Below are 21805 nucleotides of genomic sequence, written 5' to 3' on the forward strand. Positions count from 1 at the left end.
GGTTGCGCCAATCGATCCCGTCGAGCATGTAGGCGAGCTGCGCCGGTGATATGGAAACCGTGCCGTCCGCCGGCGACGGCCATAGAAACCGGCCCTTCTCGAGCCGTTTTGCATACAGCGACATGCCGAGCCCATCATGCCAGATAATCTTGATCAGATTGCCGCTGCGGCCGCGGAAGACATAAATATCGCCGGCATGCGGGTCCCGGCCCAGCGTCTCCTGAACCTGCAGAGCGAGGCCTTGCATCCCGCGACGCATATCGGTCCGGCCGACCGCCAACCAGATCCTCACCTGGCTCGGAACCGGGATCATGAAACGCCCAGCGCCTTCACCATCGCTGCCGCCAGTGTTGGCGGCGTGGTCAGCGGAATCCGCAGCCGCACCTTGCCGGCGACCTCCAGCTCGATCACCGCTGGGGATGCCGCCGGCCGCGAAACGGCGACAGGCTCATCGGGAGCCACGACAACTTCGGCAAAGCCCGTCTCGCGGGCTCTCACCGTGCGGCGCCACTTATAGATCAGGCTGGTCGCGACATCGTACTGACGCGCTACCGCCGCCACTGTGGCCCCGGGCGCGAATGCCGCGGCCAGTATCCGGCACTGATCCTCTTCACGCCAACGACGACGACGCTCAGGCCCGGTCAATAACGTCACATGGCTCATGCTGTGCTGCTAACTTCGCTCGTAAGGGCGACCTTAAGAGCGCAGCCTCGCTACCGTGCCGTCCTCTCGCAAGGCGGCCTTCGCCGGAGGGTATCCATACGGCGACATATTGAAGGTCCGCATGGCATACTGCGACCGCTGCATGTCGTTCCTGGCAAGTGAGAACGGCAAGCAGATCAAGCTACTAGCGCTCGGCGAAGCTGAAGTGGATTCTCGACGAGGCGCTGATCGCGGCGGCTGGCGCTCCGCATTGAGCCTTGTGCCTCACCGCGCCACCGCAGTCACAAGGAACGCGACGGCCTCTCCGCTCGTTGATTGCTTTTCGAATCGAGCCGCCGTCATGAGGCTTCTAATATACGCCCGACATCCTAAGGCTGACCTATGACCAGAGTTACAAAAGTTGAACTTCATCGGGGAACACTCCTTCAGTCTGCCTGTTCGATTTGCCAGGCGCATCCCGCGCATTCAGACAGGAGAAAGAAGATGAAACGCATCCTTTTGGCTTCGGCCGTGCTGGCGGTGTCGGCAGGGCTTTCCTTTGCCCAGACGACCAGCGGAACTTCGAGCGGAACCTCGACCAGCGGAACCTCGACCACGACAACCATGCCCAGTACGACGGATCAGGGCACCGGCACGACGAGCAGCGGCACCAACATGTCCGGCGATCAGGGCACCGACACGACCACCACCAGCGGCACCACAAATCCGAACTCGGCCAGAGACTGCGCGCCCGGCCAGCAGACTGGCAGCGCTCAGCAGGCGGCGCCTGGTCAGCAGGACACGACAGCCAATACCGCCGCGCCAGGCCAGGTGAAAAAGACCGACGAAGGTTGCTGATTGGCACATCGGCTCAGGTTGGAATCACCAGCGTGTGGCTGGCTGATCTCCCCCGACCACCGCCTGAACTCAACTCGGCTGGCGAGCAAGTTCCCGCCAGCCGAGCATCAGTTCAGGAACCTTTGCGCTTGCTTGTGCTTTCAGTGGGGCACGCGTGGTTTCTTTTGCTTTCGGTCAGATAGATATCCGTCTGCTCGCGCATCTTGCCTGAAGGGAGCTGCGGTCGCGCTCAGAGGAGAGCCGCGCTGTATTGCCGATAGCGCTAGAGCGATTCGAAGCCCTACGGCAACCGGCAGTTGGACTGACACCAAGTTGGCTCCGAGAGCGTTGGGAACAGCCTTGCACGGCACGTTGCTCAGTTTGGACTGCCCTCGTTCTCTTTGTTGCCCTGCTGGCCATATTCGTTCTGGGGTAGTCCTGATTGCTGCAGCAGGATCAAACTTGGGTGCACGAGGTTGTGAGCCTAGAGAGCTGCAGAGCCTACTTGGATCTTGAGCACCGTGGGGTTGAATGCAAGCTCCCGTGTGGTGCAAGTGACTGCTAGGCTTTCGTGGTTTTTGGTGTCCTCTTCGGTTTAGATGCCGCGGCCGACGTCACAGCAAGTGCGGCCTTCAGGCGCTGCTCCCGAAGCCGCGGTCTTTGCGTCTCGTGCCGCACGCTCAATGTCGGTCAATCCTCGTGCAGCATCCGAGGTGCGCTCGTCTCTGGCTTGTCTTTCTTTCTCGGTAGGCAAATTCCTACACTCCGATGTGCCAGCACAGTCGGCTGTCGGCACCCAACCACGGTCGCCATATCGTATTCCAACAGAAAAAACCCGCCTCGACTGCCGCTGAGCGCGCGCATCCCCGCCTCTGGAACGCTTCAAATACTTTGCCGTTGTTAAAGGCACCTGCAGGAGCCAGGCATGAGAGTATTCCAACGAATTTTGCCGCTCGCCGTGTTCGCCTTGCAGCTTTTTGCCGTGCAGTCATTTGCTCAGACCGAGCAGCAAGATCTGCCGGGGCAAGGCGCATCATCGACAACCGAAGATGCCCAGGATGTCGGCGTCGACGTTTCGCTTGGCAGGCACGAAGTGAAACAGCAGATCGCAAGGGAGCTTGGAATCTCCGAGGTGGAAGTGCCTCTGGCAGTTCATGTGCCTATCGAGCTCGCCAAGCGGGTCTGCGAGAAAGAGGTATTCGACGCACGCGCCAATGTGAACCGAAGCTGCACCGCGACGAAATACATCCCGGAAATTGCCGAAGCAGCACGAAATCGTCCGCAAACCTCTGCCGTTCCGGAGCAATAGGCGAAGCCGAATACTATGGGATACAGAAGGGGTGCTTGGCTACTCTGGTCGATCGACAAAGCGCCCCCCGAAAGTGTGGAGCTTGCGCGTAAGTTTTCAGGCAGCGTCGATACCGCTTGGCTTCCCCAGAGGATGAATCAGTTTGGGGCCGTTATGCTTCGACAAAAGGCGCACACCAGATTGCGAAGGCAACCTTCGACCAGGAGAGGCGGACACTGCTTGTTAGCAGCATCTTGATGATCGCCAGACTGACGAGCCTCTCTGGTCAGCATAGTAGCTTTTTGAGACTCCCCGCCCTTTTAGGTATACTTTCCCCTGACTGTCGACAATTGTTAGGGCGTCGTCAGCTGTGAGCGACCATCGCGCTTCCGCCCCGATCGGGAGACAGCGCAGATGGAAACCTCGTTCAAGAACGAACTGTTGCGGCCTGAGCGCGCCGGATCTGACGTTGCTGCAGCCTCACCTCGAAGCCCGTCACTTGGGACTGAGGACGCACCTGGAGCAGGCCTCGGTCCCGATTGACACCGTCGATTTCTTCGAGAGCGGTCCCGGGTCAATGGTGGCGAAGCTTCGGGCTGACGTCGAGGCCGAGGTTGGCCTTATTGGCTTTGACGGTATGACCGGGTCAGCCCTGGTCATGGGTGAGGACCGGTCCCCGCACGATTGCTTTGTTCAATTGAAGGCTGAAGCTATTGCTATAGACGCGCGTTGGCGGATCGTTCTTATGGGCAGCCCGAGGCGGAATACATCCGACTGATCGGGACGCCCCCGTTGCTCATGATGTCACCCGTGCTGCCCTCTCTCCCGTCGCTGACCACATTCGGGAGGTGGCGATTGGCACCTGTCAGGACGTTCTGGCAAGGGTTGTCCAACGGTATGAAACCGCAGTGTCGATCCAGGACAGGATCGTTGAACATTGCAAGGAGGTCGGATTAACACCGCAAGCAGATGAAGCTTTTTTGCAGGCCTTGTGGTTGTCGCTGGCGAAGGCCAGGACGGCCTTGGAGCGTGAGGTCCCCCCGGCACCGCTGCACCTGGCCGGCCGCTCTAGTCCTGGACAATTGCCGACCTCGTCGCTGGTCAGCATGCCAGAATGTCGATGGCGGAAGCCATGAGGACCCCGATTGAATGTTCTCATTCGTTTGTGATCGGGGGTGCAAGTCAATCCGGCTCCAGCGCATGTTGGCCTCAGGAACAAACCGCCGTCGCATCCGTTCAGCATCGCGAAGGACGACACGGCTGTCCACGGCCTTTCCGGTACTGCAAAGGAGACATGACATGCTCGGTCCGCAGAGGGGTTTTCGAAGACCATCTGAGGCTTCGCGCCGCTGGCGACATCGAGGAGGATCCTAGGTGCAACTATGCTGTGGACGTGGTCCTCTTGACCTCGAATTCGAATTTAGAGGCCATGATGCCGTCCGCCTGTCGTCCAAACGCCTGCGCGAGCAGCTGCCTCAAGGTGAGTTCAACTACATCGCAAAACAGGTCCGCGGCCCCTATACACTGCTGATCTGGTCGGCAACTTCGTCCAGGTTCGACGCCATTGGGGGCCCGAGAAGAGATCGGGAACCTTGATCAGGTGCGGGCAAAGGTCCGTTGCGAAAAATGCGGCCGCAAGGACTCGATGACAGCGGAAACCCTTCAGGCAGACGATCCTCATTCCGAACTTCCGCAATGGAGCGCAGCCGAGATGCTCAAGCCGCTGCTGGCGCGGCGGACTGAAATCAGCGGTCAACCCGACCGTCGCTCGCTGTTGGCTGCCGGTGTGCCGTCGCCGAAGGAACAACAAGAGACTGGTCCAGTTAGAGCCATGCATGCGTCGATAGAAATGAAAGAGGAGATGACAATGGCGACGAAAAAAAGCTCTCAGGGCAGCTCCAAGGGCTTGGAAGACCTTTTCTATGATGGTCTGAAAGACATCTACTACGCCGAACGCAAGATTCTGACGGCGCTCCGGAAAATGGCAAAGGGCGCGGAGTCCAAAGAGTTGAAGGCGGCGTTCGAAAAACATCGTGACGAGACGGAAGGTCAGATCGAGCGTCTGCAGCAAGTTTTCGACGCCTTTGGCAAGAGAGCCCAAGGGAAAACGTGCCCGGCGATCGACGGCATCATCGAAGAAGGACAAGAGATTTTGGAGGAGTTCGAGGAGGCTCCGGCATTGGACGCGGGTCTCGTGGCTGCAGCCCAGTCCGTCGAACATTATGAAATAGCGCGCTACGGGACTCTTGTCACATGGGCCGGGTTACTTGGCTTGAAAGACGCCGTCCCGCTACTCGAACAGACGCTCAAGGAAGAAAAAGCAACCGATGAGGCGCTCACACGACTAGGCGAAACAGGCGTCAACGAACGGGCGATGCAACAGGCCGCATAACTTCGGATCGAATCGACGCGACCGCGGCCCCCGGCAGACGGGATTGGAGCTTGGTTGTATTCGCCAATCCAGGCACACGTGTACACCGCAGCCGCCGAGCCGTCGACGTGGTGGTGGCCGACCGGTTTCGACTAGGCCACCGGAACTGACAATGGGGGACTGCGAATGCGATTACTTGCCCACGCCTTGGGCGACAGGATGTTGGTATGAACGAGGATACCGCTCGTCGGCCCACGGCAGGCTCTTCCGGGTTCGACAGCTTTTTCATGGCTGGTTTCGAGTGTTCCTCCCACAGGCGCGCCGACGGGGCCCGTCTTGATCTGATCCGCGCGACCTCACATGACATCCATGCACATGCCGACTATCGCCGTTGTGCCGAGCTTGGGCTTCGCACGATCCGCGACGGCTTGCGCTGGCACCTGATTGAAACAGCGCCCGGAGTCTTCGACTGGTCGAGTTGGACGTCGGCGATCGAAGCAGCCCAGGCGGCCGGGGTGCAGATTATCTGGGATATCTTCCACTATGGCTCGCCAGACCATATCGACCAAGGTGGCCCGGGGTTTATCAAGGCCTACGTCCGTTTCGCCGCGGAAGCTGTTCGGGTTCATCGCTCCGCTACCGGGGTGGCTCCCCTGGTGTGCCCGATCAACGAGATTTCGTTTTTTGCATGGGCTGTGGAGGTCGGCTATTTCCCCCGCGTCGGGCCGAACAAGCGTGGATGGTTCAAACGACACCTTGTCAGGGCAGCGGTCGCCGGCGTGAGGGCCATGCGGGAGGCCGAACCCGGCTGCAGGTTCATCTGGGCTGAACCGCTGATCCATATTGCTCCTCGTGACCGTACTCACCCCGAGCGGCGGCGCGCCGAAAATGCTCGCCAGGGCCAATTCGAGGCGTATGACATGCTGATCGGGCGCGTGGAACCGGAGTTGGGCGGCAGCAAGGACGTTGTGGACGTCATCGGCCTCAACTTCTATCCGCACAACCAATGGTACTTGAATGGCCCAACGATACCGATGGGGCACCACGAATACCGTGCACTTTCGGAATTGCTGGTCGAGGTCGCCGAACGATACAAGAAGCCGATGTTCATCGCCGAGACCGGCGCCGAAGGTTCAGGCCGGCCAGCCTGGCTTCACTACGTTTGCGACGAAGTGCGCGATGCGACGAGCCTCGGTGCACCTGTTCAGGGTATATGCCTGTACCCGGTGACGGCCTACCCAGGTTGGGACAATTCGCGCCACGCCGAAGTCGGCTTGTTCTCCACCATTCATGCGGACGGCTCGCGCACTGTTCGCAAGCCACTTGCGGACGAGTTGGAGCGCCAGCGCCAATCGTTCTTGGCGTTTGAGGAACAACAAGCAAGCGCGCTATAGCCTCGCTGATACGAACAGTGCGCGCTTTTCAGCTGCATCAACAGCACAGCATATCTAGAGCTGTTCGCCGAGAAGCCGAGAAACATCGTTGGTCTCTTTGGCCGTGGGTCGCCCGACGCCGGTCAGGCCGGCGCATCATTCACTCGGCCGCCTCGCGCTGCGTCGGCGTGACGAGCATCCCGTTTGCTGGCAGGCGTGTCTGAATGCGCCCGAACGTAGCCAATGCCTGGCCGACCACCTGATCCATATTGTAATAGCGATATGTTGCAAGACGTCCGACGAACCAGACCTCCGGGCACGCCGCGGCCAAAGCTTCGTATCGTTTGTACAAAGCCTCGTTTTCGGCCCGCGGCACCGGGTAATAAGGATCTCCGACGTCGGTGGGGTATTCGTAGGTGAGGCTGGTCTTCGGACTCTGCTGACCGGTCAGATGCTTGTACTCGGTGATCCGTGTGTATTTTTCCGTCTGCGGATAGTTGACGACGGCGACCGGTTGAAACTGCTCGCAATCAAGCGTCGTGTGCTCAAAGCGCAGCGAACGGTAGGGCAAGCGACCAAGCTTCCAGTCGAAATACTCGTCGATCGGACCGGTATAGATCATCTGCTGGAAGGGGATCTTGTCGCGAATTTCGCGGTAGTCGGTCTGCAGCATGATCTTGATCTTGGGACTATCCAGCATGCGCTGAAACATGCGCGTATACCCGCCTGCCGGCATGTTCTGGAAGCTGTCGCCAAAATACCGATCGTCGCGATCGGTCCGGGTCGGGACTCGCGCCGTCACTGACTTGCTCAACTGGGAAGGGTCGACACCCCACTGCTTCCTCGTGTAGCCGCGGAAGAATTTCTCGTAGAGCTCTCTGCCTACTGTGCTCACCACGACGTCCTCGGCGGTGCGGACTTCTTTGACCGTTTCGCGTCGGAAAGCGAAGAAGTCCTGCAGCTGCTCGGACGTCAATTCAAGGCCGTAGAGGCGGTTTATGGTGTCGAGATTAATCGGTATCGGCAGCAGCTTTCCATCGACAAGCGACAGCACGCGATGTTCGTAAGGCCGCCATTGCGTGAATTGCGACAGATAGTCGACGATCGATTGGGCGTTGGTGTGAAAGATGTGAGGCCCGTAACGGTGAATTAGTATTCCCGCCTCGTCGTAGCAGTCATAGGCATTGCCGCCGACGTGATTTCGTCGGTCTATGATCACGACGCTTTCCTGCCGTTGCGATGCGATACGCTCGGCCAGCACACTGCCGGCGAAACCGGCCCCTACGATCAACCAGTCGAACACGCTCACGCCCTCCTCAGGAATGGGACGACGCTCTTCATCGCATGGGCGCGCTCGATGTGGGCAGCCATCGCGCTCCAGGTCTTCTCCCAGGACATGTCGGCGAGGTAGGCGTCGGCCTTCTCCACCAGGAAATCGCGGGGGTGGGCCAGGATCGAGCGAAGCTTGGCCTCGATGTCCTCCGCCTCGACAATCTCGACAAGACCTTCGACGCCGTAGGTACGCACAACGTCGACGATCGCCGTGGACAACACCGGCAGTCCTGCCGCAAGAAACTCGGGAGTCTTGGTCGGGCTGATGTAGCGGGTCGCTTCGTTGAGCGCGAACGGCATCCAGCCGGCACTCCAATGCCTGAGATAGTTCGGCAGGTCTGCATAGGACTTGCCGCCCAGCCAATGCAGGTTGCCTGCCGTGGGAAGGCTCGCCCGATCGATCTTGACGACAGGGCCGAGCATGACAAAATGCACGTCTGGCATTGCCGCAGCCGCATGCGCGATAAGTTCAAGGTCGAGCCGTTCGTCGATGACCCCGAAGTACCCCACCCTCGGGTGAGGTATGTCGGCCTGATCGAACGGGTCTTCACCTGGCGCCCTAGCCTGATGGAAATGGGTAACGTCGATGCTGCTCGGGAAGGGAAAGATCGCCCGATGCAAGCTGCGCTTGGCCTCGTAGAGGCTCTGCCCGCCCGTGAAGACGACATCGGCACGTTGCAACAGCGCCTTTTCCAACTGCGTCAACTCTGCGGGAGCGTCTTTGAACGCGGAGAGTTCATCCATGCAGTCGTAGACGCAGACGTCACAGGCGAGATGATCGCTGAAGCGTAGCGCCATAGGCGTGTAATACCAGGTCGTCAATCGGTCATGCGGCGTGGAGGCGAGGATCTGATCGACGAACCTGCGCTGGATTGCGTCCGCCCTGGTCGCGGAAGTACCAACTGGGATCAGCGGCGTCACTATTCTGATCTTGGGGGTAATATTGTGCACCCGCATCGAAGGGTGGCGCCTCTCATCGAAGATCGGCTCTTCGAAGTAAATTAGCTGTTGCTGTTTTGACGCCAGGGTCAGAATGTGTTGTGGTCTCTGATATACGAAGTTCCATCGGAGGTGTGAAAAGCAAATTAAAATAGACGGTTGTACAGGGTTTTTTGGTGTTTTGGCCCGGCCCGCCGCCATTTCCATGTAGATTATCCTTCGATATAGTTACAAAATGCCTCGACTAACAAAAGTCAATCGAGGCAGCTTTGACATGAAGTTCGCAGCCTTCTATATAACTTCCATCCCGATAAGTTGTTCCATAGCTCCAAACTGTCTCGGGCGAGACCAGCCGTCCGCTCCACTTGCGACGGCTCGACAGAGAAGGGGCGAGCCGGCCGCCCCCATTCGATCCACATGATGAAGCCCCTCGCGTCAGGTCGGGCTCCCCAAATGTGGCCCTTTGCCACAGAGCGGTTCAAATCCTTCAATCGTTCAACAACCGTTCATCAGCGGAGCTATAAATACGCTTGGAATCGATTCATCTGAGTCGCGCCGGTGGTTCATTTGAATGGAGACCGAGACGAATCGAGGGATGGCTGGCGAATGAAGATCGACTTTGAAACCAACGTCTTTCCATTGTTTCACCCGCAGGTTGTGGATGATCTGAAGGACCCTTGTCCGGTGTTCGACGGCACGCTCTGGCACGTCTTCGGCTCCAGCGGCACCGTCACAACAGAGAGCTGGAAAATACTCCATGCCACGGCGCCGGATCTCTATGGACCCTGGACAGAGCACGAGCCGATCGTCTTGCCGATTACCGGATCTGGCATTGCGGCACCCGGCGTCATCCATGAGTGCGGCGTCTTCCATATGTTCATCCAGACCGAATTCATGAAGTCCGGCGGACGTTGCGAGCATGCAGTCTCCAATGACGGCTTTCATTGGGTGGTGCTCAATCCGGCGATTTTGTCGCTGCCCGACACTGATGAGGACGGCATCTACGATCCCCATCCGGCAATCATCGGCGGCAAGCGCTACATCGTCTATTCAGGCATGCCCAAATTCACCAGGGTACCTCAGCCTGATGTCTATCTGGCGCGCAGCCAATCCGATTCCTGGTTCGGGCCATGGAAACGTCTCGGCAAGATACTCGATCATCTCGACGTGCCGCATCACAATGCGCGCGAGCACCCAGATTACGAATGGGGGATCGAAGGCGCCCAGATCGTCGAACTGCCGGACGGTCGCGTGCTTCTCAACGCCACCTGCTTCCTCCCCGAAGGTCCGCGCGGCAGCCGGCAGCGCGTCTTCTTCGCCATCGCCGATGACGTCAAGGGTCCCTACGTTTCCGTTGGCCCCGTTCTCGACCCTGGTGAGCCCGGCGAGAATGGCCATTCGACGGTGATGATCGACGGCCGGCAACTGACCTTGTTCTACCAGAGCAGGCGTGAGGCTACGAACCATCGCTGGCGGTTCGGGTTGGCTAAGTGTGACCTGGATCGGCATATACTTTCGAGAGTTGCCTAGATGGTAAGTTCCGGCATTTGCCGGAACGGAGGATGCTCTGGCTGTTGGTTGGTGGGACGGATCCCTTTGTACTGGTGATTGAGGGTAGCAGGGGATTCGCAGCCAGTGGGCAAAGCTTGCGACGAGGGATCTATACACGTCAGGCAAGCCGGTCGCCTCATGGACGGCGGTGCCAGCTGCAAGCCTGGCCTAGCAATGAACTGTAACTGAGCGCAGCAACGCGGCCAGTCGATTCACGCGGTTTTGATCCTGAGCACAATGTCCTGATCGTAATTTCCAAAGCCCTTGCCGAAAATGTTGATCCCGCCGGGGCGATTGGCGTCGTCCTTGACGCCGATACGGACGCGGATTGAATGATGGCTCTTCAGATCGAGTGCGGCGAGGCCGGTTTCGGAAATCCTGAGGCCGTCGACATAGGTGCCGTCATTGGCAATTCGCCAGTTCTTAAGCTTGCCGTATTGCGAACCCTTGAGTTTCCACCAGGACGGCGTGAAGACGCCGCGCTTGTCGCCGAAATCCCCCGGCGACGTCCAGGTGCCGACATCGACGCCATTGATCGTCAGCGTGATGTCCGAGGGCCAATCGGCGCTGGTGCCCGGCACTTCCGAAGACAGCTCTATCGCTACTTCGAGCTCGGTGATCTCGGCATTGGCGAGCTTGGCATTGTTGGGAAACTGGTATTCGACAAAACCGCGCGTGAACCATAGCAGACCGGCTTTCATGCGGTCCGGATCGAGGAAAGTGTTCGGCACATCGAGCAAGCCGATGATGCCGTCCGGCGAACAAAGGCCGCAGGGCGCGGTAACCTCGAAGCCGGTGTAAAGCCCGATCGGCATCGACACTTCGATCGCGTCGTTCTTGACCGCACGATATTCGCTCTTGAACACGACGAGCACTTCTTCCGCCGTCGGATAACAGATTTTCTGACTGCCCTTCTTCGCTTTCAGGTGCTCGGTTCGGATCAGGCCCGCATCCTCCAGCACCTGGATGTTGGTCGAGACGGTCGACTGCGGCAGCGACAGCACGGCGGCGATTTCGTTGACATTCATCGGCCCCTTCTCATGCAGCAGTTTCAGCATCGAGATACGCGCCGAGGAGGCAAGCCCCTTGAGCACGGCAATGCCTTCCTCAGGTTCAATCACCAGAAAATTGCGATTCATGAAATCGCCAGTCTATGCTCGTGACAGAGGTTATGGCTTCGCTCATTACAACGGCGCTGACCGAAACGCCGAGCCGTTGATTTGGTTACATTAAGCCCTCGACCGTCAGTATGCATCGCAAGCCGCACCCACAAGGATGGTGCGACATGTCTACATTGTTCTCCGACCGCCAGCTCCTTGTAGTGCGGGGTGCTTGTCAGCCCGTGGCCTCGATTGCAGACGACTAGATACTGGCAGCCACAAAGAAAGGCAGAAGCCGAACACGGAAGTGGGGCCGTTCCCCTGGCCAAATCCCCAAGATACCGGACCTCGACGTCGGTGTTAGCCGAACCGGCGCGGATGGATGCACAGGATGCGGTTCGCTGAAGTGCGTGTCGCCGTGAAGTAAATCATCGGGGATTCGCCACCCGATAGAGTCGGGACGGGGTTCTACCTATTGCTTTTGAGCATGATCTTTTCCGAAAATCGCGATTCCACTTCTTCGGGATCGCGCCAGTGCCGGCCTACTTCATGCTGGCCGCGGCAGCGACCCTGTCCACCATGGCGAGAACAGCTAGCGGTGCGGTGTGGTGGACCATGTGGCCGGCCTGCGGGATGATATCGACAAAGGAACCAGGAATCTCCGATTGTAGTCTAAGAGCCTCGGCTTTCGCATCGAACAACCGGTCGCCGGCCCCGGCAATAATGCCGGCAGGCATCAACAGGGTGAAGCGGCCGCCGGCCAGCGCGTCGGCCAGCATCAATCCCGATTCGGCCGCGATCGACCGCAGCTGTGAGGCCGCTGGCGATGTCCTTTGCCGACGAAGCAAACCCTGCAGAGACGATGCCGGGGCGAAATACTTGCCCATGGCGAGCGGCCAGGTGAGCAGCACAAGCCGCGGCAGCAAAATGTGGCGGGAAACACCGGCAACAGGCAAGGCCAGCAGCCCGCCAGTGCAAGGCCCAGGCGCGGCGGCAAGAACGGACCGATGAAAGACTTCCGATCGAATCGTCGTCCGATCGAGCTCATCGACTCGCCCGCCTGCCATCGAACCCAAACTCAGGCCGCTGAGCGGCCGAGTAGTAGATGCGACTTCGCTGCTTCATGGCTCACACTCCATCTTTCAGAAAAGAGCGTGTGTTGCTGCGATCAGTTGAATCCGCCACCCAAAGCGGACGCGCCGCGAACGCGGCTGCTAGGCAGGCCGAAGCCTGTGCAAGTACAGCTGTGCGTCACAAGCCAAGTGAACCAAGAAGCTGCACGAACCGCGGGTGATCGCGAATGGCGTCGAAATCGACTTCGTGACGGATTCGCTCCAATACGTTCTGACTCATGCTTCCTCCGACGGCTCTTTCCAGGTACCGCACCGCTGCTCCACTTCCCCGAGCACGGAATACATGCAAGCGGCGTTGTACTGCGTCACGAAGTCGTCCGGATCGATCGCCAGCGCTCTGGCCAGCCAGGAACGCGCTCACCGATATACGCGAGCGCGAGGGCGCCGCGATGCAGCGGTGCCGCATTTTCAGGATGGCGGCCAGTTGAGCGTTCGGCGCGCTCGAAACAGACCCTTGGTTCGCGAGCGGATGAAGGCGATCGCGCAGGAGCGTCCCCCGTGTAGAGTTGCCACCCTGGATCTCGCCTTGGCCGGCTGCATTCCTGGCTGTGTCCCCTAGGATACATTGTCGAGCAGGGTCGACTTATCCAAGCCTTGTGTCGGCTCAGGCGGCCATTCACCATTCGGCGTCATCTCGTTGACTGTCTCGGGTAGATCCCGCGCAATCCTTCTGATTAGCTCCTCGCGCGAAAGACCCGTCTGCATCGAAATGGACGTGAGTGTACCTTCGTCCATTGCCGCTTGGACGTCCCTTGGCTCAATCGGTTGGTTTGGCCCGCTGCCAACCCACGAGTCGACCTTCGATCCTGCCCCCGCCTCCCTGAACCGGTCGAGGATCTCACCAAGGTCAGCCCTCGACACGCCATTCGTTATCTGAGCCAGAATTCTGCGTTGCGGGTCGTTTGGGTTAAGATACCCTGCTCCCGGAATCAATTGACAGAGCTTGTCGCGATTTTGGTATGCCAGAACGCCAAGCATCGCGATCGCCAATCTTCCCAGATTTGCCATTTGGTCTCCTCCACGGTTTTGGCCGATGAGCGAATCAAAGCCAAGTCTTGGCGGATGCCGACGCGTGTGGACTCGAACAACTTCTTGCCGGTCGGCTCGCGGGCGGACAGGACGCGTCCTTCGGGTACTCGTTTTCTATCTGACGTCTTCCCCTGACGCAGAACTTCGGGGCGCTTGGCCGCAGTCGCCCTGCGCCGATCGAACGCCCTAACCCGGCGCCTCCCGGGTTTGTTCCGCTTGTCAGAGTTTGTCGGCGACGATGGGGCGCGCGACCCGACGGGTAACTCTACCGGCTCGAGAGACAGAGTCTGCCCAACTTGACCATACTTCAGAACGACGACGGCTCGGTTAGCCTCAGCTACCTTGGACTGCCGCCGGCTCGCGCACGAATTTCAATTTCGGCGGGACGGCGAACACCCTGAACCGCTCAGCCAGGCTGTCAAGAGCTTGACGCATGCCCACTCCCGCAGCAGCCGCACCGTGTCCACTGATGACCATCCGCGGGTTCAGGGCAGCCAGGTGCTTCACGGATCTTTCCGCCGCATCCCAGTCCGGCGTGAAGTAGCGCGGCGGACCGTGCATCTCAAGATCCTGAACGGCGACCTCATAGACTGACTCCTGACCGGTGGTGATGAAAGCGTCCCCTACGATCAGCGAGCGGTCCTCCTCGCGCCAGAGCGAGATATGCCCAGGAGCGTGCCCGGGTGTGTGTAGCCATCGCCATCCGGGCATTCCGGGGATCGATCCGTCGGCAGGTAGGAGTTCCAAACGGTTGCCAAGATCAATTGGCCCCCGTGGGAAAAGCGGCGAAAGCAGCGCCATCAGTCCACCCCCGACCCAGGGATCCGGTGGCGGATAGGACGCGGTTCCGTCCAGATAGGGGCGCTCGAGTGGATGCGCGAAGACAGGCACGTCCCACCTATTCGCGAGGTCTAGAACCGTTCCCACATGGTCGAAATGGCCGTGGGTCAGGATGATCGCGGCCGGCCGTGCGTTCGTGCCAAACCGCTTTTCCGCGACCGCAAGAATGCTGCCGCGGGACGTCGGCAACCCGGTATCGATCAGCATCCAGTTCCGATCTCCGCTGCCCGGTGCGCCGAAGAACACGACATTGACGATTGCTAGGCGCAAATAGCCCAAGTCCGGTGCGATGCTCCAAGCGCCGTCGCCACGATCCTCGCGCCTGGCGTGGTCGATCTCGGAAAGTCGAATCTGAACGGTCATGTGATCCCGTGCCTCTCTTGTTGCTGAGCAGCCGCTCGAGTCGATCGGCGGCGGTGGTATATCGCCCCGAACTTGGCACGGCCCTCCTTGTTCCTCCTTCGCCACCCAGCTCCGGACAGTCCACCACAGGAACAAAGGCTCGACCAAATCGGTTCGGCATTACCCGGTCGCGCCAGGACGAGCTGGACTGAGCAACGAAGATGGCGCGCGCCCCATTGGATGCGGTATTTCGCCAACGCGGTTCCCGGTCCTAACAAGGCGGCCGAGTTCGAAGCCGACTGCTGAAAGAAGACTTCGAATGAGCGAAGTGGGGCGTATGGACGAGCACCAGGTGGAGGCTCCGGTTCCGCAAGCTTCGCCTATGACTGGTCAAGTTGGGCGCCAATGGTCGAGGCGGCCCGATCGGCAGGTGTCCAGGTTATCTGGGACATCTTCCATTACGGATCTCCAGACCATGTCGATCAGCGATCGCTGCATTTCATCGATGCCTATGCCTCGTTCGCGGCAGAAGCCGTGAGCGTACAGCGTTCGATCGCCGGAACACCGCCTCTGTTGTGTCCCATCAACTAGATCTCCTTTTTCGCATGGGCTGTTGAGGTCGGCTATTTCCCGCGTGGGGCCGAACAAACGTGGATGGTTCAAGCGGCATCTCGTGAAGGCTGCCATCGCGGGTGTTCGTGCAATGCGGGAGATCGACCCCGCCTGCAGATTTGTCTGGGCCGAGCCCCTTATCCAAATCGCTCCTCGTGACCGGACCCGCAGCGAACGGGGTCGGGCCGAAAACGCCCGTCAGGGGCAGTTCGAAGCTTACGACATGTTGCTGGGCCGCGTCGAACCTGAGTTGGGCGGGAGCGAAGATGTTGTCGATGTCGTGGGCCTGAATTTCTAGCCGCACAATCAATGGTAAATAAACGGGCCGACGATATCGATGGGACACCATGAGTACCGCGCTTTGTCGGAAATGTTGCTCGAGGTTGCTCATCGGTACGGTAAGCCGATGTTCATTGCCGAGACCGGCTCAGAGGGATCCGGCGGGCCGGCTTGGCTCCACTATGTATGCCGCGACGAGGTGCGTGCCGCTATGGGTGTCGGAGCATCGATTCGAGGGTATTTGCCTGTACCCGATAACGGCCTACCCGGGCTGGGACAATTCGCGTCATGCAGAGGTGGGGTTATTTTCGGCCATCCACCCGAATGGCACACGCCGCCTCCGTCAGCCCGTCGCGGACGAACTGGTGCATCAGCAAGATCTGTTCACGGCAAACCGGACGCGCTGATTGTGTTGCGACACACCGCAAGGGCGAGCACCGAAGACCAGGGCAAATTACGGTGTATTCCTCAGCCAAAATCGGCGCCACGCGATGCCAAGTGGCATGGGTGCGAGGATGACCGTGCAGCATCAGGAAGCGGCGGCCCCTTCCACCAACCCGCACTCTGAGCGTCGCTTCCGGAAGTTTGATCTGCTCCAGCGAGAAACCTTCAAACATGCAACTCCCTCCATTCGCAACATTTGCCAAACGTGTAAACGGAGAGGCAGTTCAATGTCGGCTTCCGCGGGATCTGAACTTGCCTTGTATTCCGCGAAGAGGTCGTGAGCCGAACGGCGGCTTTAACTGATCCCTCGGCAATAACCGGACGGACAGCAAACGGCCCCCAAAAAGCCGCCAGGCGGCGACGCGCCTGATATCGCACTTCGAGATCAACTCTGCCGTTTCCTGTTAGCCGAAGTTGCAAACGGCCCCGCTCACAATCGTGGTTGCGCCTTTGGGCATCGTGGTTCAGACCGCTGGCGGATTAGAACTCATATTGGCTTTGCGATCGGCTCATCGCTGCCGACTATCGGGGACCTATATAAAGGGGCATGTCCACGCGCCGTAAAACCAATGCAACAGCGAAGCTGATTGGAGAGTGGCCTTTAACCCCGGCTGCAACGTTTGGATCGTCCGTCAGAGCGAGGGGTATTTTTCTCGAAATACGCGCCCGCCTTCCAACGGAGTTCAGGAAATTGCTCAATATCGAGTCCCGCGTGCTTACCCTGCGCCTGTCTGAGGGCGCCGAGAATGATGGGCAGGTGGTATTCGGGATCATATCCAAAGCACTGCAGAATATCGAAGACCTGCCCGTAATCCCCCGTGAAATCGAGGACATTCTGACGATCTCGACGGCCGAACGGCACCGCTGGCTGAAAGATGGTCGCTTGCAGAGCGCCGGGACGAAAACCGTGAAACTCCGCGGGCGGGCAAGGAACATCACCTTTCACGTGTTCGACCCGGAGCACGTGGAGGATGTGCTTGACCGCGACCTGGTTACGGTCTGGCGCGAACAGGACGCAGCGACAGCTGCAGAGAACAGGCGGCGAGCCGCGGGGAAGGCCGCTATGAAACGTGCTCAAAGAAGCGGTCGCGGAACTGCAGCTTCAACTGGCTACGGCCCCGACGAGAACGCGCACTCCAGTTTGCGCGGCTGGGAAGATTTTGAGAATGACGGACTCCTGCGCTGATAGGCCGGGCGCACAAGCAGTTTAGGACGTTTGCCTGCGCCGTGCGAGATGCGCAAGAAGGGCCGTCAAACGCATCGCGTTCAGGACCCGCTTCGCAGGAACACCGCCCTTGCGCGCCATCTCGACACCCCAATGCATGTGGTCGAGCTCGCGGATCGAATGAGCGTCCGGATTGATGCTGAAGATGCAGCCCTGATCGAGTGCCTTTTGATGCCAGCGCCAGTCGAGGTCGAGTCGCCACGGATGTGCGTTGATTTCGACAGCGACGCCGTGTTTCGCACACGCTTTGAGGACTTTTTCGACGTCGAGATCATAACCGGGCCGCCGCAACAGCTGGCGACCGGTCATGTGCCCGATGATTGTCGTCCGGGGATTTGCGATCGCCTCAATGATACGCTCCGTCTGTTCCTTCTTTGGCAACTTGAAGCGGCTGTGCACGCTCGCGACAACGAAATCGAACAGCTCCAGGATATCATTCGGGTAATCGAGCGAGCCATCCGCCAGGATGTCCGCCTCGATGCCCTTCAGTATGCGAAATTTTCCATTGTATGCCTTGTTCAGCCGGTCAGCTTCGCGGTGCTGTTCAGCAATCTCCTGCAACGAAAGGCCGCCTGCGTAGTGAGCGGACTGCGAATGATCGGCGACACCATAGTATTCGAAACCGCGCTTGCGCGTGGCTTCCGCCATTGCCTCAAGCGTTTCGGTGCCATCGGATGCGGTCGTGTGAGAATGCAGGATGCCATGCAGATCTTCATCCCGAATGAGGGCGGGTAGCTTCTGCTTTGCCGCTCGCTCAATCTCGTCCCTGCCTTCGCGCAATTCAGGCTCGATAAACTGCAAGTCCAGAGCTTGGTAGATTTCTTCTTCTGTCGCTGACGCGATCAGCTTTCTCCCGCGATGAAGCCCGTCGGCGTTTAGGGTGAACCCCTTGTCGGCCGCGAACGTCTTCAGTTGCTTGAGGTGGTCTGCCGAACCGGTTGCTTCGAGCAGGCTCGCGCCAAAGTGCTTCCTGTCCGTGACAACAAGCCTGAGGGTCGTATCCTCGATTCCAGTCGATTTTCTGGCCTGCGCTACCAGGGCGAAATCGGAAACGAGCTCGCAACCGCGCCGGAAGTCGCCTGCAATTTCGACGCGCGAAAAGTCTGGATGCTCTTGCTTCACCGATATGACCGCATGTTCGAGAAGAGCGGCGGCCTTGTGCAGGTGAAGTTGCGTTTCGCCGCTGCGCACGATGGCCAGGTTCTGCAGGAGCTTTGTCTGAAGCGCGGCGCCGAGGCCTTTGACTGGGCGTATGCGGTCTTCTCTTGCTGCGGCCTCGAGCTCCGCCAGCGAGTTCACGCCGAGCGCCTGATGAAGCTTCAGTATCTTATCAGGACGAAGCCCGGGTATGGCAAACAGCTCCATCACGCCCGCTGGAACATCCTCGCGCAGCTTCTCAAGGCTCGGGTGCGTGCCGGTTTGGTAAAGCTTGGTCACGATGTCTGCGATTGCGTCACCGATCCCCGGGATCTTGGTGAGGGCGCCGGCGGCAATGATCCGATCAAGCGGCTGCGACAGCGCCGTCAGACTGTCTGCCGCGCGCAAGTATGCCTTTGTGCGATAGGGATTGTCGCCGCGCATAGACGCCCGTTGTGCGTATTCCCTCAAAAGACTGGCGACGGTCCTCGGATTGATTTTTGCCATGGCTTCAGCCAAACGGAGGCCGATCTCCGCAGGTTCCAATCAGGCAAGGCCATGAGCGCCGCGTTGCCCTTTAAATCCCGGCTTTACTGCCTCTTCACGTACGCTACAGATTGGGCAAGGATTGGTCAGCGCGACCCCATCCAGCCAGAGCTTTGGAGGCTGCGCGTTTATTTAATTCAGGAGCATCGCCCACGTGGAAATGAGAGGGCGCATCTATTGTCTTCATCTCCGCCCACGTGATCGGTGCCGCGACAGGGGCGCCTGGACGTGATCTTGCGCTGTAGGGCATGATCGCGGTCGCCCCGCGCTGATTGCGTAGATAGTCCACAAAGATGCGACCCTTGCGGCGCGCCTTTGACAACACGGCCGTGAAATGGGCCGGATCGCTCCGGGCGACCGCCTGCGCCAGGCGAGACGCGAAGTCCTTCACCTCTGGCCACTCGGCGCCAGGGGTGAGCGGCGCGATGACGTGCACTCCTTTGCCTCCCGTCAGCATCGGGAAAGTCGTAAGTCCCAGCGATTTAAGGATAGCGCGGAACTGAAAGGCAGCGGCGCGGACGGCCTCAAAATCGAGGCCTTCATCGGGGTCGAGGTCGAACACGAGGCGGTCGGCCTTTTCGACATCCTCGATCCGAGCCCCCCATCCATGCAGCTCGATCGTTCCCATCTGGACGCAGGTCATCAGTCCGTCGGCATCGTCGACATAGAGATATGGTTCCTCGTGCCCGTCCTTCTCCGTGATGCCGACGTGGTGGACTTTGTCGCCAAAGCTGCCGGCGTCGTGTTTTTGGAAGAAGCACTTCTTCGCGCGGCCCTGTGGGCATCGAACCAGACTGATCGGCCGGCTGCCAACCCAAGGAAGCATGATCGCCGCGACCGCTGCGTAATGGTCGGCGAGCTGTCCCTTGGTGATGTTGGACTCCGGATAGATGACGCGGTCACGGTTACTTATCGCGATGGCGGTTGTCGCAGACGCGGCGAGATCGGCTGCATGACGTTCCGTCTCGAGCACGACCGCCTCCGGCTTCTTGTCTTCACGGAGACCAAGATAGCTCGGATGTCGTAACGTCCCTTCATTTGTCATTTCGGTGAAGGCAATCTCAGCGACCAGTTTCGGACGGAGCCAGTGTGCGCCGCGCACTTCGGCGCGTGGTGCGTCGACGGTGGCGGCCTTCTGCTCAAGCGGCGCCATGATCTTCAAGAGACGAAGAAGTTCAGCGGTATCGAAGCCGGTGCCGACTTTCCCGGCGTAACGCAGCTTGCCGCGGTCATGAACGCCAAGGATCAAGGACCGAAACGCGCGGACCTTGTCGGACGGCGTCCAGCCGACAATCACAAATTCCTGCCGCCTGATGCATTTGATCTTCAGCCAGCTTGCGCCGCGGGCCGCCACATAACTCGAATCCGCGAGCTTTGAGATGACGCCCTCAAGGCCGGCAGCGCAGAAGCGATCGAGCAGCTCTTCTCCGCGGCCGAGGATATGGTCGGAGTAACGAAGGACCGGATTTTTCGCAGGCAAGATCGCCTCCAGCTTCGCCTTGCGCTCAACAAGAGGAAGCCTTGTCAGATCTTCGCCGTCGAGCTGCAGCAGATCGAACGCATAAAAGTCGATAGTCGCCGGGGCACCCTTCAATGCATTTTGAAGCGCTTGGAAGTTAGATCTTCCTTCGGCATCGACAACCACGGCCTCGCCGTCAATCAGGGCGGAGCGCACCTTGAGCTTGCGAGCCTCGGAGAGGACCGAGGGAAAACGGCTAGACCAGTCCAGACCAGATCGTGTGTAGGCTCGCGCCTCGCCTCCGCCGACCGCAACGAGAATACGATAGCCGTCGTATTTCATTTCATGGATCCAACGATCGCCGGCAGGGACCGTGTCCACGAGCGTTGCGAGCTGGACCGGCCGGAAAGCGGGCGGCGCTAAAGTGACCTCGTCACGAGCGGGCGACTTCGCTTGACTAGCGCTCGACGCATTGATTGCCTTACGCGACGTTGGCTTGACCACCCTGACCTAAACCATACTCAGAGACGAAACAGCGTTATTTGCCGTCCAACGCGCGACTACTTCTTTAGTTTCGCTGGCGGCCGTGTTGAGCTTTTCGCGATCATTGCCGACCCGCTTGATTAGCGCCTCGGCCTGAGGCCGTGCTTCCTGCCTCCGGCCCTTCCATTCCCGATTTTCGCGCACAGCTCACAGGCAATAATCAAGAGCAGGAACGGGCCCTCAAATGCCGCCACAGCGTATCCGGTTTCTGCCATCGGCTTTAGAAGCCTGACATCCGGTTCCGGTCCCCTGTGCGTACGGTTTTGATCTTCTCGTCGAACCCTATGTTCGATTGATGATTACTCGACGTGCCCCATTGACGCCAACTACCTCGCCCAGAGCAGCTCCGATGCCAGTTTCAAGAAGTGCAAAATGGCCATAAATGCGCCGACCAGAGTGAATGCTCTCGTATCCGGGTCTATTTCGAGCAGCGCGGACTTGGTCAGCATTAGACAGCCTAACGGGTCCTTCCCAACATAGCCATGGGCACCGGCCTGCTACTCACGCAGCACCCTCTCCTCCTTGGCAGCAGCCTCGAAAGCCTGACGGACCTCTTCCGGAGTCACACGGTCCTGAAGGGCGTCGGCGCACAGTTGCACAGCCTTCCTCCACTTAGGTCCCATCTTGGTCCACTTCATGAGTTCCTCGGCGGCACCCTCGACGTTGTTGCACCCGTAGGACCCCAGGTCGGTCGGTCTTGACGTACACCGGAGGGGAGAACCAATGGGTTGCCACGACAACTCCTACTCAGGGGAGAGATACACGTTGGCCTCCTTAGCGGCA

Annotated in this window: 18 protein-coding genes; 6 read left to right on the forward strand and 12 right to left on the reverse strand. The window is 59.3% G+C overall.

The genetic code is table 11. The features are described from left to right. Both tnpB and tnpA read right to left on the reverse strand, forming a co-directional pair. On the reverse strand, positions 1-313 hold a 313-nt coding region (gene tnpB / locus NKH70_RS24160; RefSeq protein WP_353026211.1), incomplete at its 3' end, for an IS66 family insertion sequence element accessory protein TnpB. After that, positions 310-663, reverse strand: coding sequence for an IS66-like element accessory protein TnpA (gene tnpA / locus NKH70_RS24165; protein WP_031239744.1), 354 nt, complete (start codon positions 661-663; stop codon positions 310-312). The genes tnpB and tnpA, both read right to left, overlap by 4 nt. Before the next feature lie 483 nt (positions 664-1146). On the opposite strand from tnpA, the gene NKH70_RS24170 reads away from it, so the two are divergent. The 4 genes from NKH70_RS24170 (at position 1147) to NKH70_RS24185 (ending at position 6532) form a co-directional block, all read left to right on the forward strand. Then, positions 1147-1500, forward strand: a complete 354-nt coding sequence (locus NKH70_RS24170; RefSeq protein ID WP_352456137.1) for a hypothetical protein — start codon at positions 1147-1149, stop codon at positions 1498-1500. Positions 1501-2437: 937 nt separating this feature from the next. After that, positions 2438-2788 carry a hypothetical protein gene (locus tag NKH70_RS24175; protein ID WP_031212028.1) on the forward strand — a complete coding sequence of 117 codons (351 nt, stop codon included), beginning with the start codon at positions 2438-2440 and terminating at the stop codon, positions 2786-2788. 1846 nt (positions 2789-4634) lie between these two features. Then, the gene (locus NKH70_RS24180) at positions 4635-5159 is read left to right on the forward strand and encodes a YciE/YciF ferroxidase family protein (protein WP_352662415.1); all 525 of its coding nucleotides are present in this window, start codon (positions 4635-4637) and stop codon (positions 5157-5159) included. Positions 5160-5365: 206 nt separating this feature from the next. Then, positions 5366-6532: a glycoside hydrolase family 1 protein gene (locus tag NKH70_RS24185; protein ID WP_352700219.1), complete on the forward strand. Its 1167-nt coding sequence runs from the start codon at positions 5366-5368 to the stop codon at positions 6530-6532. A gap of 139 nt (positions 6533-6671) precedes the next feature. On the opposite strand, the gene glf is transcribed toward NKH70_RS24185, so the two are convergent. Together glf and NKH70_RS24195 are read right to left on the reverse strand one after the other, a co-directional pair. Then, entirely contained in the window at positions 6672-7814 is a 1143-nt protein-coding gene (glf, locus tag NKH70_RS24190; RefSeq protein WP_352700263.1) for a UDP-galactopyranose mutase, read from the reverse strand. A gap of 2 nt (positions 7815-7816) precedes the next feature. After that, positions 7817-8989, reverse strand: coding sequence for a glycosyltransferase family protein (locus NKH70_RS24195; protein WP_352700220.1), 1173 nt, complete (start codon positions 8987-8989; stop codon positions 7817-7819). Positions 8990-9388: 399 nt separating this feature from the next. Between NKH70_RS24195 and NKH70_RS24200 the strand changes: the two genes are divergently transcribed. Then, a complete protein-coding gene (locus tag NKH70_RS24200) occupies positions 9389-10312 on the forward strand; it encodes a glycoside hydrolase family protein (protein WP_352700221.1) in 924 nt (307 codons plus the stop codon). A 233-nt stretch (positions 10313-10545) separates the two neighbouring features. Here NKH70_RS24200 and NKH70_RS24205 read toward each other — a convergent pair whose 3' ends face one another. The 5 genes from NKH70_RS24205 to NKH70_RS24225 form a co-directional block, all read right to left on the reverse strand. Beyond that, the gene (locus NKH70_RS24205) at positions 10546-11472 is read right to left on the reverse strand and encodes an ArsR/SmtB family transcription factor (RefSeq protein WP_352700222.1); all 927 of its coding nucleotides are present in this window, start codon (positions 11470-11472) and stop codon (positions 10546-10548) included. 503 nt (positions 11473-11975) lie between these two features. Further along, positions 11976-12215 (reverse strand): alpha/beta fold hydrolase, encoded by a 240-nt coding sequence (locus tag NKH70_RS24210; RefSeq protein ID WP_352700223.1) that lies wholly within the window; start codon positions 12213-12215, stop codon positions 11976-11978. Positions 12216-13121: 906 nt separating this feature from the next. Then, positions 13122-13574, reverse strand: a complete 453-nt coding sequence (locus tag NKH70_RS24215; RefSeq protein ID WP_502897799.1) for a YidB family protein — start codon at positions 13572-13574, stop codon at positions 13122-13124. 354 nt (positions 13575-13928) lie between these two features. Next, a complete protein-coding gene (locus NKH70_RS24220; protein WP_023679038.1) occupies positions 13929-14798 on the reverse strand; it encodes an MBL fold metallo-hydrolase in 870 nt (289 codons plus the stop codon). 1172 nt (positions 14799-15970) lie between these two features. After that, on the reverse strand, positions 15971-16285 hold the full coding sequence (locus NKH70_RS24225) for an alpha/beta fold hydrolase (protein WP_352700224.1): 315 nt from the start codon (positions 16283-16285) through the stop codon (positions 15971-15973). A gap of 374 nt (positions 16286-16659) precedes the next feature. On the opposite strand from NKH70_RS24225, the gene NKH70_RS24230 reads away from it, so the two are divergent. Continuing rightward, a complete protein-coding gene (locus NKH70_RS24230) occupies positions 16660-17298 on the forward strand; it encodes a hypothetical protein (RefSeq protein WP_352700225.1) in 639 nt (212 codons plus the stop codon). 21 nt (positions 17299-17319) lie between these two features. On the opposite strand, the gene NKH70_RS24235 is transcribed toward NKH70_RS24230, so the two are convergent. The 3 genes from NKH70_RS24235 to NKH70_RS24245 all read right to left on the reverse strand — a co-directional run bounded on the left by NKH70_RS24235 (position 17320) and on the right by NKH70_RS24245 (position 21660). Further along, positions 17320-18981: a DNA polymerase/3'-5' exonuclease PolX gene (locus tag NKH70_RS24235; protein WP_352682205.1), complete on the reverse strand. Its 1662-nt coding sequence runs from the start codon at positions 18979-18981 to the stop codon at positions 17320-17322. A gap of 103 nt (positions 18982-19084) precedes the next feature. Continuing rightward, a complete protein-coding gene (gene ligD, locus NKH70_RS24240) occupies positions 19085-20983 on the reverse strand; it encodes a DNA ligase D (RefSeq protein WP_352700226.1) in 1899 nt (632 codons plus the stop codon). A gap of 536 nt (positions 20984-21519) precedes the next feature. Further along, a complete protein-coding gene (locus tag NKH70_RS24245) occupies positions 21520-21660 on the reverse strand; it encodes a DUF982 domain-containing protein (RefSeq protein ID WP_352700227.1) in 141 nt (46 codons plus the stop codon). Positions 21661-21805: the final 145 nt, after the last annotated feature.

It is taken from the genome of Mesorhizobium sp. M0991, assembly GCF_040318915.1.
Taxonomy (GTDB): Bacteria; Pseudomonadota; Alphaproteobacteria; order Rhizobiales; family Rhizobiaceae; genus Mesorhizobium.

Coding starts and splice junctions, on each gene's coding strand:
- NKH70_RS24180 (WP_352662415.1), top strand. CDS start 4,635: ATGGCGACGAAAAAAAGCTCTCAGGGCAGCTCCAAGGGCTTGGAAGAC.
- NKH70_RS24230 (WP_352700225.1), top strand. CDS start 16,660: ATGTCCACGCGCCGTAAAACCAATGCAACAGCGAAGCTGATTGGAGAG.
- NKH70_RS24215 (WP_502897799.1), bottom strand. CDS start 13,574: ATGGCAAATCTGGGAAGATTGGCGATCGCGATGCTTGGCGTTCTGGCA.
- tnpA (WP_031239744.1), bottom strand. CDS start 663: ATGAGCCATGTGACGTTATTGACCGGGCCTGAGCGTCGTCGTCGTTGG.
- NKH70_RS24225 (WP_352700224.1), bottom strand. CDS start 16,285: ATGTTTGAAGGTTTCTCGCTGGAGCAGATCAAACTTCCGGAAGCGACG.
- NKH70_RS24170 (WP_352456137.1), top strand. CDS start 1,147: ATGAAACGCATCCTTTTGGCTTCGGCCGTGCTGGCGGTGTCGGCAGGG.
- NKH70_RS24195 (WP_352700220.1), bottom strand. CDS start 8,989: ATGGAAATGGCGGCGGGCCGGGCCAAAACACCAAAAAACCCTGTACAA.
- NKH70_RS24220 (WP_023679038.1), bottom strand. CDS start 14,798: ATGACCGTTCAGATTCGACTTTCCGAGATCGACCACGCCAGGCGCGAG.
- NKH70_RS24245 (WP_352700227.1), bottom strand. CDS start 21,660: ATGAAGTGGACCAAGATGGGACCTAAGTGGAGGAAGGCTGTGCAACTG.
- NKH70_RS24205 (WP_352700222.1), bottom strand. CDS start 11,472: ATGAATCGCAATTTTCTGGTGATTGAACCTGAGGAAGGCATTGCCGTG.
- NKH70_RS24235 (WP_352682205.1), bottom strand. CDS start 18,981: ATGGCAAAAATCAATCCGAGGACCGTCGCCAGTCTTTTGAGGGAATAC.
- NKH70_RS24200 (WP_352700221.1), top strand. CDS start 9,389: ATGAAGATCGACTTTGAAACCAACGTCTTTCCATTGTTTCACCCGCAG.
- NKH70_RS24185 (WP_352700219.1), top strand. CDS start 5,366: ATGAACGAGGATACCGCTCGTCGGCCCACGGCAGGCTCTTCCGGGTTC.